This window comes from Pseudoselenomonas ruminantium, assembly GCF_900142515.1.
Classification (GTDB): domain Bacteria; phylum Bacillota; class Negativicutes; order Selenomonadales; family Selenomonadaceae; genus Selenomonas_A; species Selenomonas_A ruminantium_D.
In genome coordinates this window covers 1-18,133 of record NZ_FRBC01000027.1, presented here as the reverse complement: position 1 = coordinate 18,133, position 18,133 = coordinate 1, and the positions used below count along the sequence as shown (strand labels likewise).

Annotated in this window: 20 protein-coding genes and 1 pseudogene; 14 read left to right on the top strand and 7 right to left on the bottom strand. The window is 44.1% G+C overall.

Annotation, left to right across the window (positions count from 1 at the left end; translation table 11 throughout):
• The 4 genes from mutM (at position 1) to BUB68_RS12200 (ending at position 6,087) form a co-directional block, all read left to right on the top strand.
• On the top strand, positions 1-831 hold the full coding sequence (gene mutM, locus BUB68_RS15475) for a bifunctional DNA-formamidopyrimidine glycosylase/DNA-(apurinic or apyrimidinic site) lyase (protein WP_073091830.1): 831 nt from the start codon (positions 1-3) through the stop codon (positions 829-831).
• The gene (gene coaE / locus BUB68_RS15470) at positions 831-1,439 is read left to right on the top strand and encodes a dephospho-CoA kinase (RefSeq protein ID WP_073091827.1); all 609 of its coding nucleotides are present in this window, start codon (positions 831-833) and stop codon (positions 1,437-1,439) included. Before mutM ends, coaE begins: the two co-directional genes overlap by 1 nt.
• A gap of 94 nt (positions 1,440-1,533) precedes the next feature.
• A complete protein-coding gene (locus tag BUB68_RS12205) occupies positions 1,534-2,034 on the top strand; it encodes a lytic transglycosylase domain-containing protein (protein WP_371914870.1) in 501 nt (166 codons plus the stop codon).
• A gap of 210 nt (positions 2,035-2,244) precedes the next feature.
• Positions 2,245-6,087 carry a PolC-type DNA polymerase III gene (locus tag BUB68_RS12200; protein WP_073091824.1) on the top strand — a complete coding sequence of 1,281 codons (3,843 nt, stop codon included), beginning with the start codon at positions 2,245-2,247 and terminating at the stop codon, positions 6,085-6,087.
• 198 nt (positions 6,088-6,285) lie between these two features.
• Here the strand turns inward: BUB68_RS12200 and BUB68_RS12195 are convergent, their stop codons facing one another.
• The 3 genes from BUB68_RS12195 to BUB68_RS12185 form a co-directional block, all read right to left on the bottom strand.
• The gene (locus BUB68_RS12195) at positions 6,286-7,281 is read right to left on the bottom strand and encodes a tyrosine-type recombinase/integrase (RefSeq protein WP_073091821.1); all 996 of its coding nucleotides are present in this window, start codon (positions 7,279-7,281) and stop codon (positions 6,286-6,288) included.
• A 765-nt stretch (positions 7,282-8,046) separates the two neighbouring features.
• Entirely contained in the window at positions 8,047-8,733 is a 687-nt protein-coding gene (locus tag BUB68_RS12190; RefSeq protein ID WP_081371996.1) for a glycoside hydrolase family 25 protein, read from the bottom strand.
• A gap of 10 nt (positions 8,734-8,743) precedes the next feature.
• On the bottom strand, positions 8,744-8,935 hold the full coding sequence (locus tag BUB68_RS12185; RefSeq protein ID WP_073091818.1) for a hypothetical protein: 192 nt from the start codon (positions 8,933-8,935) through the stop codon (positions 8,744-8,746).
• Between the two features lie 273 nt (positions 8,936-9,208).
• Here BUB68_RS12185 and BUB68_RS12180 point away from each other — a divergent pair, with 273 nt between their 5' ends.
• From BUB68_RS12180 to BUB68_RS15675, 3 genes are read left to right on the top strand one after another with little or no spacing between them, the layout of a single operon-like run.
• Positions 9,209-9,547 carry a transposase gene (locus BUB68_RS12180; protein ID WP_073091815.1) on the top strand — a complete coding sequence of 113 codons (339 nt, stop codon included), beginning with the start codon at positions 9,209-9,211 and terminating at the stop codon, positions 9,545-9,547.
• Positions 9,544-10,047: an IS3 family transposase gene (locus tag BUB68_RS12175; protein ID WP_256625927.1), complete on the top strand. Its 504-nt coding sequence runs from the start codon at positions 9,544-9,546 to the stop codon at positions 10,045-10,047. Before BUB68_RS12180 ends, BUB68_RS12175 begins: the two co-directional genes overlap by 4 nt.
• Positions 9,992-10,264 carry an integrase core domain-containing protein gene (locus BUB68_RS15675; protein ID WP_371914869.1) on the top strand — a complete coding sequence of 91 codons (273 nt, stop codon included), beginning with the start codon at positions 9,992-9,994 and terminating at the stop codon, positions 10,262-10,264. Before BUB68_RS12175 ends, BUB68_RS15675 begins: the two co-directional genes overlap by 56 nt.
• Before the next feature lie 107 nt (positions 10,265-10,371).
• Here BUB68_RS15675 and BUB68_RS12170 read toward each other — a convergent pair whose 3' ends face one another.
• A complete protein-coding gene (locus tag BUB68_RS12170; RefSeq protein ID WP_218587701.1) occupies positions 10,372-11,175 on the bottom strand; it encodes a phage regulatory protein/antirepressor Ant in 804 nt (267 codons plus the stop codon).
• Between the two features lie 4 nt (positions 11,176-11,179).
• Entirely contained in the window at positions 11,180-11,410 is a 231-nt protein-coding gene (locus BUB68_RS12165) for a helix-turn-helix domain-containing protein (protein ID WP_073091811.1), read from the bottom strand.
• A 170-nt stretch (positions 11,411-11,580) separates the two neighbouring features.
• Between BUB68_RS12165 and BUB68_RS12160 the strand changes: the two genes are divergently transcribed.
• Genes BUB68_RS12160 through BUB68_RS12145 form a run of 4 tightly spaced genes read left to right on the top strand, consistent with a single transcriptional unit; the run spans position 11,581 to position 15,646 of the window.
• Positions 11,581-12,000 (top strand): helix-turn-helix domain-containing protein, encoded by a 420-nt coding sequence (locus BUB68_RS12160; protein ID WP_073091808.1) that lies wholly within the window; start codon positions 11,581-11,583, stop codon positions 11,998-12,000.
• Positions 11,993-12,802, top strand: coding sequence for a S1 family peptidase (locus BUB68_RS12155; RefSeq protein ID WP_073091805.1), 810 nt, complete (start codon positions 11,993-11,995; stop codon positions 12,800-12,802). Before BUB68_RS12160 ends, BUB68_RS12155 begins: the two co-directional genes overlap by 8 nt.
• 55 nt (positions 12,803-12,857) lie before the next feature.
• Positions 12,858-14,750, top strand: coding sequence for a translation initiation factor IF-2 N-terminal domain-containing protein (locus BUB68_RS12150; protein WP_073091803.1), 1,893 nt, complete (start codon positions 12,858-12,860; stop codon positions 14,748-14,750).
• A gap of 23 nt (positions 14,751-14,773) precedes the next feature.
• Positions 14,774-15,646, top strand: a complete 873-nt coding sequence (locus BUB68_RS12145) for a DNA adenine methylase (protein WP_073091800.1) — start codon at positions 14,774-14,776, stop codon at positions 15,644-15,646.
• A 33-nt stretch (positions 15,647-15,679) separates the two neighbouring features.
• On the opposite strand, the gene BUB68_RS12140 is transcribed toward BUB68_RS12145, so the two are convergent.
• Positions 15,680-16,099: a type II toxin-antitoxin system HicB family antitoxin gene (locus BUB68_RS12140; RefSeq protein ID WP_081371995.1), complete on the bottom strand. Its 420-nt coding sequence runs from the start codon at positions 16,097-16,099 to the stop codon at positions 15,680-15,682.
• Between the two features lie 37 nt (positions 16,100-16,136).
• Entirely contained in the window at positions 16,137-16,331 is a 195-nt protein-coding gene (locus tag BUB68_RS12135) for a type II toxin-antitoxin system HicA family toxin (protein ID WP_073091797.1), read from the bottom strand.
• Positions 16,332-16,470: 139 nt separating this feature from the next.
• Here BUB68_RS12135 and BUB68_RS14920 point away from each other — a divergent pair, with 139 nt between their 5' ends.
• The 3 genes and pseudogenes from BUB68_RS14920 to BUB68_RS12125 all read left to right on the top strand — a co-directional run.
• On the top strand, positions 16,471-16,737 hold the full coding sequence (locus BUB68_RS14920; RefSeq protein ID WP_081371994.1) for an Arm DNA-binding domain-containing protein: 267 nt from the start codon (positions 16,471-16,473) through the stop codon (positions 16,735-16,737).
• Positions 16,738-16,811: 74 nt separating this feature from the next.
• Positions 16,812-17,669 (top strand): site-specific integrase, encoded by an 858-nt coding sequence (locus BUB68_RS12130; protein ID WP_256625926.1) that lies wholly within the window; start codon positions 16,812-16,814, stop codon positions 17,667-17,669.
• A gap of 185 nt (positions 17,670-17,854) precedes the next feature.
• A pseudogene (locus tag BUB68_RS12125) lies at positions 17,855-18,133 on the top strand (transposase); the annotation flags it as partial.

The window sequence follows — 18,133 nt, the reverse complement described above, 5'->3', positions numbered from 1 at the left end:
ATGCCGGAAATGCCGGAAGTAGAAATCATCCGTCGCTATCTGGATACACAGGTGGCGGGGAAAAAAATCATGGACTTGGATATCCGTCTGCCGCGCATGATCAAATGGCCGGATACGGAGGGATTCCGAGCCCTTGTCACTGGCCGGACCATCAGGATGATAGCCCGCCGTGGCAAGTACCTCTTGATGGAACTGGATAACAATAATGAAGTCGTCTTTCATCTGCGCATGACTGGCCGATTGGTCTATGAGCCTACGGGGAAAACTGCTGACGAACATGCCCGCGTCATCTTCCAGCTGCAGAATGGGGCTGCTCTCGTCTATGGTGATACCCGCACATTGGGGACCATCCATGGGCTCAAGCCCCAGGAACGGGCGATGTTGAAAGGCTTGGCCGAGATGGGACCGGAGCCATTGTCACCAGAATTTACGCCAGCATATCTGGTGCAGGCGGCAAGCCAGCGCAAAACAGCCATCAAATCTTTTCTGCTCAATCAGAAATATATTGGCGGCATCGGCAATATTTATGCGGATGAAGCACTGTTCTTGGCAGGGATTCACCCGCTGAGGCAATCTAAATCCCTGTCAGCAGAGGAATGCAGGCGGCTATGGGAAAGTGTCAATCAGGTGATTGCCGCAGGTATCGAAGATGGCGGTACAACCTTCCGTGATTATCAAAATGGAGAAGGTGGCAAGGGCAGCCATCAGGAGCATCTTTACGTTTATGGGCGCAAGGGAGAGCCGTGCCGTAATTGTCATACGCCGATTGAACGCATAACCGTTGGCGGCAGGGGAACACATTTTTGTCCCCATTGTCAGGAGGAGTGTTGATGGCAAGGATTATCGGTCTTACCGGCGGTATTGCCAGTGGCAAAAGCACCATGGCCAAGTTCTTCCGCGATAAGGGCGCAGCTGTCCTCAATGTGGATGCTATAGCCCATCATCTGTCTAAACCGCGGCGGGTGCTTTATAAGATTTATGTGCAGCATTTTGGCGAGGATATCATCCAGCCCGATGGTACTCTTGACCGACAGGCTATCGGACGGAAGGTCTTTACTGATGAGAAAGAGCGCCAATGGCTCAATGACCATAGTCATCCAATCCTGGCACATGTGATGCATCAGCAAATCGAGTGCATGCAGCGAAAAAATTTTCCGGTCATTATCCTCGATGTGCCATTGCTCTTTGAAGCCGGATGGGATAAAATGACAGAAGAGAATTGTTTGGTGTTTGTGGATGAGGCTACTCAGCTGGAGCGTCTGATGCAGCGTAATGGCTACACGGAGGCCGAGGCCAGGGGGCGCATTGCTGCCCAGATGCCGCTGGCAGAGAAAAAGCAACGGGCAGACACCTTTATTGATAATAATGGCAGCCTGGAAGAAAGTTTTGCCCAGGCTGAAAAACTTTGGAAGGAGTGGACCCATGCAGGGATTTCGTGACAGGGTCCAGCAGAATCGGCGTATTCAGCGACGCATGGCTACCTGCTTTTGCGTTGCTTTATTTATTTTTCTTGTGAGTTTGAGCGCATTCTTTGTGTTGCAGTTCGAACCCGTACAACGCAAATATTTTTATGTGTACCCTTATCATGATACGGTGATGAAATATGCGGAGGTTTATCATGTGGACAGCAACCTGACCGCTGCCGTCATCAAGAGCGAAAGCAAATTCAAGCATACAGCTCGTTCCCATCGTGGGGCAGTGGGGCTCATGCAGCTGATGCCGGAAACGGCGGAATGGATTGCGGGACAGCTTGGTGACAAGAACTATAATCTGGAGAACCTCCACGAACCGGATCGCAACATCCGCTATGGAACCTGGTATCTGGCCGAATTGCAGAAGGAATTCAAAGGCAATGATGTTCTGGCACTGGCAGCTTATAATGCCGGACGCGGCAATGTCAAATCGTGGATGGAAGAGAATGACTGGAATTATGAGTTCCATGATATTGATGCCATTCCCTTCAAGGAAACACGGGATTATGTAAGACAGGTTATCGGCGACCGCAAGAAGTATAAAGAGTTGTATCCAGAATAAGTAAGTGTTCTGGTGCTTTTCTTTGGCGTAAAGAAAAGCACCCAAAAGAAAACGCGGTGAAATCCCATCACGGGATTTACGTCAGCCAACGCTCATTCTTGAGCGTTGAGCGACGATATAGCACGATTTTCATGGCTTCCACAAAAGTGGGGAGCCTGTCAGGCTAACAAATTAAGTAGAAAGCTGACTGTAAGGAGTATGTTTGTTCGTATGCAGAAGTATCGCATTGTTCCGCAACAAGAGAATATGTTTTGGCAGTTGGTGCAGGGAATGACCTTGCAGGATGAGGAAAAGACACTGCTCAAGAATGCGGTAATCCGTCATGTGGAGGTCAGCATCAAAACCAGCCTTTGGGAAATTGCTCTGACCAGCCAGACGCTTATTCCGGACGCACTCTTGCAGCGGGCGGCTGCGCAGATCAAGAGCAAGTGCAATTTGCAAGCGGTTATTTTCTATCAGGATATCATTGATATCGATGATGGTATCCGCAAGGTCTGGCCACAGCTGGTTACCATTGTAGCCGAGGGCAATCCTACGGTTTTCCAGCTGCTGAAACGTTCACAATATGTAGTTGACGGAAGCAAACTCATTATCAAGGTCCCCGGTGAGCTGGGGGGCGAGATTATGCGGGCTCATGCTGTAACCCAACTCATGGGCAGGGCCATCAAGGACATGCTGGGGTATCGTTGTCCTGTGATTTGCGAAGCTAGTGACGAGGTTTTGCAGAATCTCTCCGTAGATGACAGTTTTGATACGCCCGAATATCAGGCAGCGCTGCATAAGGAACGGGCAACTGAATCTCAGGTAGACGTTCAGGTGGCAGCGCCTGTCAAAGCAGCACCAACACCTAAGCCGACAGCAAATGACAAGCCTGAATCCGCACCGGCCCCCAAGCGGGAAGATTTTTCCCGTCCTGTGGTAGTGCAGGGAGCGGGAAATACTATCTTTGGACGCAGTATCATGGGCGAACGTCAACTTATCGCCGAATTGGAAGGGGAGACGAAGAATGTCATTCTCGAAGGCTTTATTGGCGAAGGTGCTGGTTCCGGTCTCAAGACCATCGAATTCAAGACTGGCACGAAGATGCTGGCGTTCTGTCTGTCCGATGAATCTGACGGCATTGCCTGCAAGAAATTTTTCAAGTCCGGTAAGGGGCGCAATGGCCAGGAAGAAGACTTCGATGAAATCATGGGGAAGCTCAAAGAGGGCATGGCTGTGCGTATCAAAGGTTCTGTGCGCTTCGATACTTATATGAATGAGTACGTGGTGTTTGTCGATTCGCTGGCCAAAAAGGAAATCAAGAAGCGGGAAGACAATGCCGAGGTCAAGCGCGTGGAACTTCATGCCCATACCACCATGAGTGCTATGGATGCCGTGGTCTCCGTGAAAGACCTTATCAAGACCGCTGACAGCTGGGGCTGGCCTGCCATTGCCATCACCGACCACGGTGTGGTACAGGCTTATCCGGATGCTGCTAAAGCTGCGGAAAAACTCAAGATCAAGGTCATTTATGGCATGGAAGGGTATCTGACCGGCGATGACTTTGAACAAAAGCGGGCCAATCATATTATCTTTTTGGCGAAGAATCCCAACGGTCTGCGGAATCTCTACCAGCTGGTATCTTTGTCTCATGTCAAATATTTCCATCGCCAGCCCCGTCTGCCCAAGAAGATTGTCGAGGAATATCGTGATGGCATTATCATCGGTTCCGCCTGCGAAGCAGGGGAGCTGATTCGGGCCATTGTGGAGGGGCAGAATGATGAACAGCTTATCGAGATTGCTTCTTTTTATGATTATCTGGAAATCCAGCCCATCCATAACAACGACTTCCTGAAACGCAGCGATAAATTCCCGGATATCAACACGGATGAAGATCTGATTCGCATCAATCTCAAAGTAGCCGAACTGGCCAAAAAACTCGGCAAGATGCTTGTCGCTACCTGTGATGTGCATTTTTTGAATCCCGAGGACTATATTTACCGTGCTATATTAATGAAGGGAAAAGGCTTTGATGATGCGGATATGCAACCGCCATTGTACCTTCGAACTACCGAGGAAATGCTGGCAGAATTTGAATACCTCGGACCAGAAGCCGCTTATGAAGCTGTGGTAACCAATCCTCGGAAAATCAATGATATGATTGAAAAGTTCAAGCCGATTCCGGATGACTTATATTCGCCCATGATTCCCGGAGCTGACGATGAAATCGAGAGTATGTCCTATAACCGGGCAAAATCCATGTATGGCGAAAATCTGCCGAAAATCGTTGAAGACCGTCTGCAGCAGGAACTAAAACCTATCATTGGCCATGGCTTTTCCGTATTGTATCTGATTTCCCAGCGTCTCGTGAAAAAGTCCAATGATGATGGGTATCTGGTTGGGTCCCGTGGTTCTGTTGGTTCTTCCTTTATTGCTACCATGACGGGTATCACAGAGGTTAATCCCTTGCCGCCACATTGGCGCTGCCCGCATTGCCAGTACAGCAAGTTCATTACCGATGGTTCCTATGGCTGTGGTTATGACTTACCGGACATGGAATGTCCTGTCTGCGGCACACCGCTTATAAAAGACGGTCATGATATCCCCTTCGCCGTATTTCTGGGCTTCGATGGTGATAAGGTACCGGATATCGACCTTAACTTCTCTGGTACTTATCAGCCTGTTGCTCATAAGTATACGGAAATACTTTTCGGCAAAGACAATGTATACCGTGCCGGTTCCATCCAGACCGTAGCCGATAAGACGGCTTTCGGCTATGTGAAAAAGTATTTTGAAGAAAAAGGGATAAAGAAACATATCTCCTATATCGACCGGCTGGCCCATGGCTGTATGGGCGTCAAGTCTACAACTGGCCAGCATCCCGCAGGCATCATGGTTGTGCCCCGTGATATGGATGTGCATTTCTTTACGCCCATCCAGCATCCGGCCAACGATATGAACTGCGGCACGATCACCACCCATTTCGATTACCATTCCATCAGCAGCCGTCTGGTCAAGCTGGATATCCTAGGCCATGATGACCCGACCGTAATCAAGATGCTGGAGGATCTGACTTGCCGTGACCCCAAAACCATCCCCTTTGATGATGTGGCCACCATGTCCTTGTTCAACTGCACGGACGCACTGGGAGTTTCGCCAGAGGAGCTGGGCGCGACGTCCGGCACATTCGGCATTCCCGAGTTCCGTACGCCCTTTACCCGGCAGATGATTGACGATACCAATCCTGACGTATTCTCGGACTTAGTGCGTATCTCCGGTTTCTCTCATGGTACGGACGTATGGCTGGGCAACGCTCAGGACCTTATCCGCAGTGGTCAGTGTACCATCAAGAACGCCATATCAGCTCGTGACGATATCATGATGTATTTGATTCATCATGGCATCGACCCATTGCTGTCCTTCAAAACGATGGAGAAGGTGCGAAAGGGGAAGGGCATTGATCCGGAAGTAGTCAAGAAACTTCAGGATGGCGACATTCCTCAATGGTATATTGACTCTTGTCAGAAAATCAAATATCTGTTCCCCCGCGCCCATGCTACGGCCTATGTTATGATGGCTTATCGCATCGCCTTCTGCAAGGTGCATTATCCTTTGGCTTATTATGCAGCGTATTTCTCCATCCGTGCGGATGAATTCGATGCCAATGTCATCGCGCGAGGTCAGGAATTCGTCGGCGAAAAGATTAAAGAGCTGGAAGAGATTTCCAAGGAGAAAAAGCTGGATGCCAAACAAAATGCCACATTGATTGTGTTGCAGCTGGCTTGGGAGATGTATCTCAGAGGCTACGACTGTGAGAATGTAGATATCTACACATCAGATGCCGAAAAGTTCATCATCCATGAAAAATCCTTGCTGCCACCATTGGCAAGCTTAAGCGGAATGGGCATCAAAGCATCACAAAGCATTGTTGAGGCCCGCAAAGATGGTATATTTACCAGTATTGAAGATTTGCGCCGCCGTACGGGCATATCCAAAACGAACATAGAAATTCTTCGCGATCATGGATGCCTGAACGGAATGGGGGAGACGGATCAGATCGCATTGTTTTGTTGAATGCAGATGAGATTGGGCTAATGACTTATAATTCATTAGGTATAAAGACCCGCACACTATAATTGTGATGCGGGTCTTTGTTATGCCTAATTTTAACTGTGGGTAAACTATTTTAAATACCACACTTAAAAAACGAATATCAATTCATACAAAACAAAAAGCCCAAGCAAAACAGCCGGGCCGATAAAACCAACCACCTTAATCTATTTCAGGTGCCAAACAAGAAGTACAGCGATTATTCATCCGCTCATGAACATGAGCATATCGTGCTGCCATATTCGGATCCGTATGACGAAGCTGCATTTGGACAATATGCAGATCTTTTGTTTTAGCATACAAATTAGTCCCACAACTATGTCGCAAAATATGACACGAATATCCTGGATGCTTCAAGTTACATCCAGAAAGGATTTCGTTCATGATTTCGCGAATACCATTCCTTGATATGCGGCTATAATGACGCCGATGAGTTGAGACAATAGTAGGGGTAAGGTTGTTTTCTCTTTGAGCATTTGGTCTTACCTCTAAATACCGCTTCAAAACTTCGAATGTTTGGTTGCAAGGATAGACAATCCCGCCGTGTCCTTTGCTTCGGATTGCAATGGATTTGTAATCCCAATTAATGTCTTCATCACACATACGATGAATCTCAACATTACGGAAGCCTTCCACAGCCATAAGATAAAGTATAGACATATCCCTATAACGAATGAAATTGTCTTCCTTGTTATTTTTTATATAATCACACATAGTCTGAATTTGCTCACTGGAATAGAAGCGAAACTTTTCATCCCAAACAAGTTTTCGTTCCGCCTTAAGATCAGCACAGGGATTTATTTCAATAAGGCCAATTTTACAGGCCGCATGGTAAAAAGCCCTTATAGCAGCCAATTTTATGGCAATGGTATTGTCGGAGTATTTCCGGTTAAACATGAATTCCATATACATGCGCATCTGATAATCATGCATGGCTAATGGATGGCGATCATGTTCTGAACACCAGCGAATAAAACTGTTGATATGTAAACGGTAATCTCGTAGGGTATCTGCGGTGGGGCGGCCTTTAGAGATATAACGAGAAAGAAACTGTAGATAATTCATGACAAAGTAATCAGGAGTTATAGCTTCCTGATCTAATGACTGTGACATAGACAGATCATATTGTTTGTTTGAGGCAATTTTCTGTATAGCCATCTTGTATACCTCCATTTCTAATTTATATTTAATTTATATTTAATTTATATTATATCGCGAAATAATTGTGTATGCAAGAAATTACAGAAAATGCTGAAAGATAAGATAAAATATCAAATACACAAAAAATAAAATATATTTTATAATAGTAGAACATATAATATTAGGAATATTAGTTTACAGAGATTTTCTTACTCGCAACAGAACCTTAAATTGTGTAGATAAAGTATACAATTCGATTTAATGGTCATAATAGACTCATAGAGCAATTTTTGACTGATACATATAAGTTTGTATTAACAACACTATAAACGCGCCTTAAAAGTGATTTTACGAAGTCGTTTTTAAGGAGTGTTGGTCTATTGGTTTGCAACACAAACAATAGACTGCATTCCAATCGTTAATAGTGTTTAGAAAATTTGATGCCGGATATATAAAAGGGATGATGTAACAACCAGACAAATTCTAAAAGTAACGCCTCATAGTTATCCCCCATGTATAACTTCCGATAAGTATAAATTATCGGAAGTTATGCACGGGAGGAATTATCTTTAACTACTAAAACACCGCCATCCCCTTATTATTAAAGGATTGACGAGGTTTTAGTAACTAAGCGTGTCTAGGCAAAATTTATGCGATTGCAGACGTTTTGCAGACAAATCCCTCTTTTATGCAGACAAACTGCTGCTGTATCCTTTAACTCAATCTAACGTAATCTAACTCGTTTTTAACTTATGATTAACTCAACGATGAATTGTCGTCGAGTTAATCATCATAATAGATATTGGCATCGTACCCGAAACCGGCCAGATTATCCGTGAACTGGTGCATCCGGATGATGTTGCCCGGGTATTCCTCTTTGAGATAATCCCGACATGCCGTTTCAAAGGTATTGCCGCTCCCGTAGTTGGCCACCCAGTACGGCACGTAATCGGGCAAATCCTCAATCCGGATGTAATGGCTCCCTTCAGCGCTCAGCCAGTTCCAGCTGGCGTAGATTCCATTATACTGATGGCCATAATCGGTCAATCGGTTGATGAAAGCCCGGCAGCACTCCGTTACATCCCCGTTCAACATCCGCTTGCTTTCCGCATCGTACCAGATTCCCAAGGGTGGAGTCTCCCCGCGCAGATATTCTTCAAGCCATGCGGCCACCTGGTCAGCCTCGTCCACAGCTTCATCGTAGGTACATGCATGGGCAAAGTAGTACACGCCATACTGCAGGCCATATTCCACGGCTTTATTGATATGGTCGATAAACATATCATCAAGATGGGCATGTTCGCCAATTTTAAGGATAACGCCCTCGATGCCAGCCTCCTTGATGGCTTGCCAGTCTACATTTTCCTGCCATGCACTGATATCAATTACCTTCGCACCTGCCCCACATAAAAGCCCTGCCGCCTTGCTACATAAGCAAAGGCGGCAAATTTGTTGTATAGTTCTGTCCATGCTAAGCCATTCATTTAACCTCATCTTTCTCCCGTGCAATCTCATGCGAATTTTCAAAATGATTAACAGCGGTCTTAGACAGATAACCGCTAAGTCCACCTGCTATGCCTGTGAGTAGTTCAGCAGGTGCGCCCATGACTACGCCGACAATTAGCGCAATACTAAGACCACCCACCACAACTAAATCTGTCGTTATTTTCATTCATGTGCACCTCCTAACAGATTGTCGATTCTATCAATGCGATGATGTGCACTTGCCGCACTTGCTTCGACTTTTGCAACACGCTCCTGTAGTTCGTGTCTGCGTTGCTCACTGTAGCGCAATTCGTCTTTTAGTTCCTGCACGATTGTTCTTAAGCCTTCGATTGATTTGTTCAATGGAGTTAAGACAATGAAGTAGTACACTTATAGTTGACAGATATAAAACAACCATTCAGTATAGAAGGTACTGAATAGAAAAGGACGGTAAGCACAAATGTCAACTGGAAAAAGATACGATAATGACTACAAAGTACAAGCCGTAAAATTGGCAATGGAAATCGGGCAAACAAAAGCTGCCCATGAGCTTGGAATCTCTAAAAGTGCCATAACTACTTGGGTTAGAAATGCACGCATCGGAAAACTGGATATGGGTGAAAACTTCATAGAGTTTGATAAGCCGCTGTCTGCCAGCGAAAAGTTAGCCATCTTGGAGCGAGAGAACAAGGAACTTAAGAAAGAAAATCGCGAGCTGCGGGAAATGAATGAATTTCTTGAAGAGGCTTCTGCTTTTTTCGCCGCCAGCCGTCAGAAGTATGCAAAGAAGAACGGATGAAATTTCTGGCTCAAAAGCTGTCTGATGGCAAAGGGAATCGAAACATAGCCCATTTCTGTCGCTGGCTCAGCGTTAGCCGCCAAGGGTTCTACAAATTTCTGAACAAGTCGGAACGCCCCTGGAAACATGCCGGAATAGCTAAGGAAATACAGGATATAATCGCAGAAGATGAATGGAATGATAGTTATGGTAAACAGCGAATCTTGGAAGCACTCCAGCTAAAGCACCCGGATGGCGGGCTCCCCAGCATTACGACGATATACCGGATAATGAAGCAGATGGGTATTATCCATAAGCCCAAGAAAAAGCCTAACGGCATTACAAAAGCAGATAAAAACGCCAGGAAATCAGATGATTTGCTACAACGGAATTTTCTGGCAGATGCTCCATTTACCAAGTGTGTTACAGATATGACGGAAATTCCTGTAAGATTACCGTGCTGCCATGAAGCGGCACGGCTTTATTCAAAGCATGAACAGCGATGGCGGCCGTTGCCATGATAATGCCCGTTGCGAAAGCATGTGGGCCAGAATGAAGGAAGAGCTTCTCTACGGCCGCTATGACACCACCAAGATGTCTGTAGGCGAAGTAAAGAGCCTCGTTTGGCGTTATTATGAATCCTACTGGAATAATCGTCGTATATGCTCCGCCATAGGCGGTATGCCTCCAAGGGTAAAACTGGAGAATTACTATGATTCTCTTCAGGCAGTAGCATAGAATAAATTTCTTGTAAAAAAAGTGTCAACTAATATTGACAACTTCATCTGCAAGGCAACTCTTAGCACATAGACATGACCTGTTTCGCTCATGGTTTATTCCTCCTATCAGACTGTCTGCTCAATCACCGGCAGCACATCATGCTTTTTCAGCAGTTCATACAGGAACAATCTGCCCTTCTGCGTCCACTTCGTATTCATGGCCACGTCCGGACGCCCATCCTTGTGCTTGAAGTCGATGGTTTCGCTATGGGTGTACCCTTTGGCCTGGTATTTGCTATACAGGAGCCACTGTCGCCCCATCTTGTAAATCACTTTCAGCTCATGCAAAAGCTCATTCATGGCCGCCCCGCTCATGCCGTAATCCTTCGCAATGGCAGTTATCGGCACCAGCCCTTTGTTCTTCAGAATGTTGTCTGGGTAGTCGGCCTTCGGTTTCAGCTCCCCGATAATCTGAGACTGTTGAGCGGTCTTTTCTTCCAACAAAGCTACCTGCTGGCGGTGAGCTTTCTGTTCTTCCGCCCATTTCAAAGCTCTTTCGATAGGATCGGCTATCATGTAGCTGCTGGCGTTTCGTTCCCTGAGTTGCTTCTCCATCGCATTGAACGCCTCGATGAACTTGATTTTCCACTGCATCGCCTTCGAGCCCGTGAAGCCCATCACCAGAAGCGAAAAGCCATCTCGGTTCATCAGGTACATGGGAAATTTCTGTCCACGGTATTCATGTTCGGTTTCATAGAAGAATTTAGTGGCTTGATTTTCAGCCACTAAAATATCCCTTATGGCTGTAAGCACATTCTTATGTTCCTTCCCAAACACTTCCGCTACCTTGCGGGAATCCGTAACTACCTGCTCTTTGTTGACTTCCACCAGCTCCATAATGTTGGTGTTTGCAATTGTCTGTACTTTCATATTGTTATGCCTCACTTTCTGTTTTAGCAAGTCTAAAGGTATAAAAATGGCTTATCTTACATTTCAAAGCCTGAGCCAGCAACGGGAGCTTATCCGCGTTAAATTTATAAACTCCATGTTCGTACTTCCAGTATACTGAGCCATTGCTAAACCCTAATAGCTTGGCCATTTCAATAGACGAAAGCTTCAACTCCTTTCTCCGTCTAGCAATATACTCAAGATTGAAGTCACTCATATACTCACCCCCTTTTCTTGACTTTCTATTTCAGAAAGTCATCATGCCTATAATATATCCTTTCTAAATCAGAAAGTCAAGCATTTTATTTTCCATTTTAGAAAAAAAATATTTCTACAGTAGAAATTACCTTATAATAAAAATTGACATAATAGAAAGAGGTGACCGTCATGATTACCGGAGAACGCATTCGTAATATACGTGAAGACAAGGATATACTACAACAAGAACTAGCCGACGCTGTGGGCATAAATGTTAGCGTTTTAAGTCGCATAGAAAAAGGAACTCGACAACTGCGTGATGATGAATTAGTAAAAATTGCCGACAAGCTCAACGCCTCCGTAGACTACCTCCTCGGCCGCACCGACGAGCCGCAGGGCACAGGCTTCCAGAAGGGCCTGCTGGGGGATATCAACGGCGACTCCCCCGGCGGCTGGCAGAATATGTCCCTCGATGATGACGATGATTCAATGGACACTGAATCTCAAAAGCTTCTTGCTGATTATCGACAACTCGACGAAAAAGCCCGAGAAACCATAAAAAGCATGATTGAAATCTCATTACGAAAGAAGGCAAATTCAGATGACTAAGGCTGACGAATTACTTTTAACGACCGTCAAACTCGATGTAATTACGAACCAAGAACGTCATAGGGCTGGTACTGCATTCTTTTATACTTTTGATCTAAAAGGCAGAAAAGCTATGGTCTTGGTATCTAATAGGCATGTATTAGAAGATGCGCATATTGTAAATTGCTATATTGCGCTAGATTTGGAATCAGATGAAGTGCAGACTGCTTGCTGGACAATGTTTTTGCAAAAGGACAATATCATCACACACCCGGATTCCAAGGTTGACCTTGCCATTGTGCCTATCGGTGGATCTATGGACGAACATGCTCAGATAGGCATCAATTATGATTACAGATCTTTTGATAAGGAGACTATGCCGACAACAGATGAGCTCAGGGAAATATCCGTTATGCATAACATCGTTATGGTTGGATACCCAAATGGGCAGATTGACGTAGTCAATAATACCCCACTATGCCGTCATGGTATTACTGCCACTCCGCCCGCGAAGAAATTTAACGGCGAGAGAGCATTCCTTGTCGATATCGGCTGCGCCCCAGGCTCCAGCGGTTCTCCTATCATTGCATACGACAGTATTTGGAGAGAACTACCTAACGGGCAACTCACCAAAGTAGACCAAGCACGCCTTATCGGTATTTTTTGCGCTGGCAACACGTCAAAAGTACAAGGCATAACTATCCCCAAAGATGGAGAAGAACCTCAAAAAGTTAATGCGTATATCCCCTACGGAATTGGCAAAGCTATAAGTGCGCAATGTCTTAATGACTTTGTGCCTTTGCTTGAATCCCGTTGCAAATAAAAATCAAAAACATAGAATAAAATACAACTATATATAAAGGAGCTTGTTATACTTTATGAAAACATATCGAATATATGATGTTGCTAAAAAATTTCACACAACAAATCAAATCATCCTGTCTATTTTAAGCGAATTTAATATTTCAAAAAAAAGTTATATGTCTACAATAAATGAAAAAGAATATAAATTGATTCAAGATTATTTTCAAACTAATCCTGACGATTTGCCAGATGAAATAATTAATAAATCCAAAGCAAATATCTTGTCAAAACAACCTAAATTAATATTAAATGACACTTTAAAAATCAAATCGTTAACAATAAAATCATTTAGAAAATTTGCCCCCGAATCTCACATATACCTAAATGATATTCTTACATTAATAGTTGGTCAAAACGCTACATCAAAATCAACATTATTAGGAATGATTGCTCAACCATTCGAATTTTCAAAGCAATGGAAAATCTATACACCTTCATACAATGAAATCAATAAATCAAAACAAAAAACCATTTTAAATTGCCCTTATGAGACAGAGTACTCAGAAATATTTCGTATGTCGTATAAATATGACGCCCCCGAAACTAATGACTACGCCTACAACATTGTTTTAGAAAGTAAACTCGGCGAACTAAAATTGCCTATCACAATGAAAAAACGAACAGATCAAACCGATAACAAAATACGATTCGTTACAGGGAAAACACGAAATGCAGGTGAAGGCAATTATCCTCACCCGTTAATCTATCTAGGATTAAATCGTTTATACCCTCTTGCAAATAGCGAAAAAATAGAAGTTGACCCCAATTATTCTTTGTCAATAGAAGAAATGAATCTATATGCAAAATGGCAAAAACAAATAACTCTTATTCCTGAAAATATAACCCCAGAATTTATATCCAGCGATACAAAAGATTTTTTAGCATGTGAGAGTGAGTTTTACGATGCTGAAGCTAATTCAGCAGGGCAAGATAATATAGGACAAATATTATCAGCAATTTTATCATTTCGTCGTTTAAAAATAAAACTAGGTGAAAAATATCGAGGCGGTATCTTGCTAATCGATGAAGTCGATGCAACGCTTCATACAGTTGCACAAGAAAACCTTATCAAGGTATTAATCCAATCTGCAAAGGATTACGATTTACAAATCATTTGCACTACACATTCAACAAAAATGATAGAATTATGTTCGCATAAATACAAAAATGAATCTACTATTGTTTCCCTTTTTAGACGGAATGGAAACATCTTATCTGACTGTGGCGCAACGTATGAAAGTATAATTGCAGAAATAAATGCCGTTGTATCTCAAAAAAAGACAACCACTTTATTGTTCGAAGATACTGTCGCATCGAATTTTTTCAACGCCATAACAAATAACTATTTCAAAGATTATATTAATACAAGCACTTACGAAAACAATGATAAGCAAGATATCAGTTTGCCGGCTGATGTGTTGTGCAGATTAGCTTCAAGAAATATACCAGAATTTAAAAAAATTTTTTATATAGTTGACCCTGATATGTATAAACAAGTTCCAAATAATAAAAATAACATTTTAGCTCTACCAGGGAAATTACCTATAGAGGTGATGATGTATAATTTCCTCCATACCGAAAAATGTCCGTTTTGGGACAGTTCAATTGGTGGATACAATTATCAAATGTGCTTTAAAGATTATCCTGATTTAATCTATATACCAGACGATGATGATGATAAAAAGGAAAAAATACAATATTTTAAAAAATGGTTTAACGAACAATCATCCCTCCTTGTTTGGGGGAGACAAAACAAAAAATTATATCACTGCTGGATCCACAATAACTTAGATTTAGTGAAAGATTTTATAACTAATTTTGTAAAAAAATTCAACAAAATACCACCGCAAATAAAAATCCCTAATTCTGCTATTGAAAAATTTGATAATTGGCTTGATAAATGTTAAAATGACATTTAGGAGGTGATACCATGCCCAGCACTAATACCCCACTTAGATATCCAGGTGGGAAATCTCAGCTTACCGATTTCGTGTATCATACAATCCAACTGAACAACATCAACGACACGATTTACTGTGAGCCGTTCTCGGGGGGCGCTGGCGTGGCCATGTCTCTCCTGTTGAAGAATCGAGTAAGTTCTGTCATCTTGAATGACCTGGACACAGCCATCTACTCAATATGGCACGCAATTCTCCAAGATACAGAGAGACTGCTCAACGCCATTGAGAACGTCAATGTGTCCATGGAGACCTGGCACCAGCAGCGACAAATCTACGATAAACTCCGAGACTCTGAAGATTACTCTTTTGAACTGGCCTTTGCCGCCTTCTTCTTGAATCGCACCAATCGTTCCGGTATAATCACTGGCGGCCCTATCGGCGGTATGGAGCAGACCGGCAAGTATCTTGTTGATTGTCGTTTCAATAAAAAAACGCTATCCGCAAAGATTCGCAAGATAGCTGATAAGCGTGCTCGTATTGAGCTACATCATCTTGATGCAGTAGATTTGATTCGTGATGTGCTTCTTCATCAGCCAGCCGATAAGCTTTTCACCTTCTTTGACCCCCCCTACTATCAGCAAGGCAAAAACTTGTATAAGAATGCTTTTGATGATGAGAAGCATAGCGATTTGGCTATGGCCATACGCACAATGCAGGGCTACCATTGGATTGTTACTTATGATAACACTCCTAAAATTGAAGAGATTTATGGCGCCGATATCGAAATCAAACGCTATACTCTCCAATACATGGCCACACAGAAACGACGAGAGCAAGAACTCTTCTTCCATAGCTCTATAACCACAGTTGAATCCTTCGACAAAGTTATCTTTGAAGATTAAAACAAGCCGCCCCACGACTGGGACGGCTTTTTTTCACGTTGCAATATTTAGTTGCTGTTTAATCGCATTCTGTAGCGTATGTGAGAAGTTAATCCCCTGACGTTCAGCCTCGACGTTGAGCCAGTACGGGATGGACAGGGTTTTCTTCACAAACCGCTTGTTTTGCTTTTCTCGGAACGGCGGCATGAAAGCCTCGACGAGGTAAAATGACTCGTTTGGCTCCAGCGCTTCCTCTTCCGCCAGCTTTTTCATGCTGGACGGCTCAGGTATAGGCTCTTTGTCCTGCTCCATGCCATATATATGCAGGGAGACAGCTTCTTTGGCCATGCGGATTGCTTCTTCCTCATCCTTGCCGAAGGTGATGCATCCCGGCAAATCCGGGAATACGACATTCACGCCATCATCTTCATAGGTAAAGATGGCATGATAGCGGTAAAAATCAGGCATTTTCATGATACTCCCCCACTTTCAATATAATAAGGGGAAGGGCTTAGAAACTAAGCCCAGACTGTTTCGCAATGCTTCTCAAATCTCGGATACCCAAGTCTTTGACCGGGTGCCGCAGGGTAACCCTACCCGGCTTTATCGGATGTTTGAATTGGTGATGATCACCAACACAGTTTACCTCATACCAGCCGTCATCCAGAAGCATTTTGAGAACTTCCCTTGAAGAGTAGCTTTTCATTGTCTTCCCCCTATGCCTATATTTTAGTACGTATTTTGTTACGTGTCAATATTTATTCCTGCGCATCGGCACAGGAATGGCTTGCCTGCTCCGTGGTATAATCACTCTTGAAAAGAACTGGATTTAAGGAGTTGATTATATGGCCACAATCAGAACACGCAAGCGCGGCCGGACATACAGCTATATTTTTGAGGCAGGTCAGGTCAATGGCAAAAGAAAGACTGTGGAAAAAGGCGGCTTCAAGACAAAGGAAGCGGCATATAATGCCGGTGTAGAGGCTTACGCAGATTTCAAACATGGCAACATTGGTATTGTCAGCGACCATATAACACTAAAGGACTCTGGCTGCATGGCGTGGCTGCAGTTAATGTTCGGGCTTCTACCCTATCCCAGTACCAAAAGATGATTAAATATCATGTCACTCCGCTCTTGGGCGATATTGACATACAGGTCTTAACCCCAGCCATACTAGATAGTTGGATGCGGCAATTAACGCGCAAGGGGCTGGCCCAGAAATCATTAAAGCTTATCCTGGCCATCCTGCGGCAGGCCCTCAACTATGCCGTGTACCCCAGCAACTTGATACAGTCAAACCCTGCCTTGTATATTAAGGTACCGCGCACTGCGCCGCGTGATCTGGTCAAGCGCAGGATAATAGCGCCCCAGGAATTTGCTGCACTTATGGAAGCTTTTCCAAGGGGCCATGTCATGCACATCCCTACCCTGCTGCTTTACAATACGGGGATGCGTGTGGCTGAAGTAGCGGGCCTTAGATGGCAGGACATTGACTTGAAGCAGATGACCATATCTGTGAACAAGCAGATCCGCTATATCGCCAAGGATAAGAAGTATTGCCTTACCCCGCCCAAGACCCGCAGCAGTCAGCGCACCTTTACCATAACGCCGGAACTGGTCGGGGAACTGTCCAGCTGGAAAGCCACCCAGGCTGAGCAGGAGCTGGCCTATGGGGAGCATTATGTATATGTCTACGAAGAGCCAGACAGCACGATACGCAATATGTCCAAAGGGCTGCCACATGGGCCGCTGGCCAGAGTCGATTTAGTCTGCACCAGATCCGACGGGCACTCCTACTCCGTAGACTGCATGAGGAAGCAATTGAATGCCAAAGGATACAACTCGCATTCCTTCCGGCATACCCACGCCACGCTCCTGGTCGAAGCCGGGGTATCCATAAAAGGTGTTGCCAATCGTCTGGGGCAGTCTACCACACAACTCACGGAGCAGGTATACACCCACGCTACCAAGAAAATGGACCGAGATACGGCTTCGCTCTTCCATGAAATCATGCAGACAAATTGCAGACAAAAACGCCTATAACCCCAGTAAAATCAAGGATTATAGGCGTTTTCTCACTAGGTATAAATTATCGGAAGTTATGTTTTGGTGTATTTTGCTGAAACCTGTAGTCTTAGATTTACTGGGGTTATTACAAGATTTGAAGTGATAAACTAAAGTTGTAACACCAGTGACTAATAAAATATAATATCCTTGGAGGTTTTATTATGCCACAACATTACGACGAAACATTTAAAAAGCAGATTGTCCGCCTTCGGCTTGAAGAAGGCCGATCTATAAGAAGCATCATTGAAGAGTATGGAGTGTCAAAAGCCAGCATTATCAACTGGTGCAACGAATTTCGCGAAGAATGCCAGAACAATCCTGAAAGCCAGAATGAATACGACTCCATGAAAGAAATACGTAAGCTCAGAAAGGAAATGGAAGAACTTAGAAAGGAGAATCTTTTCCTAAAAAAAGCAGCGGCATTCTTTGCAAAGGAAATC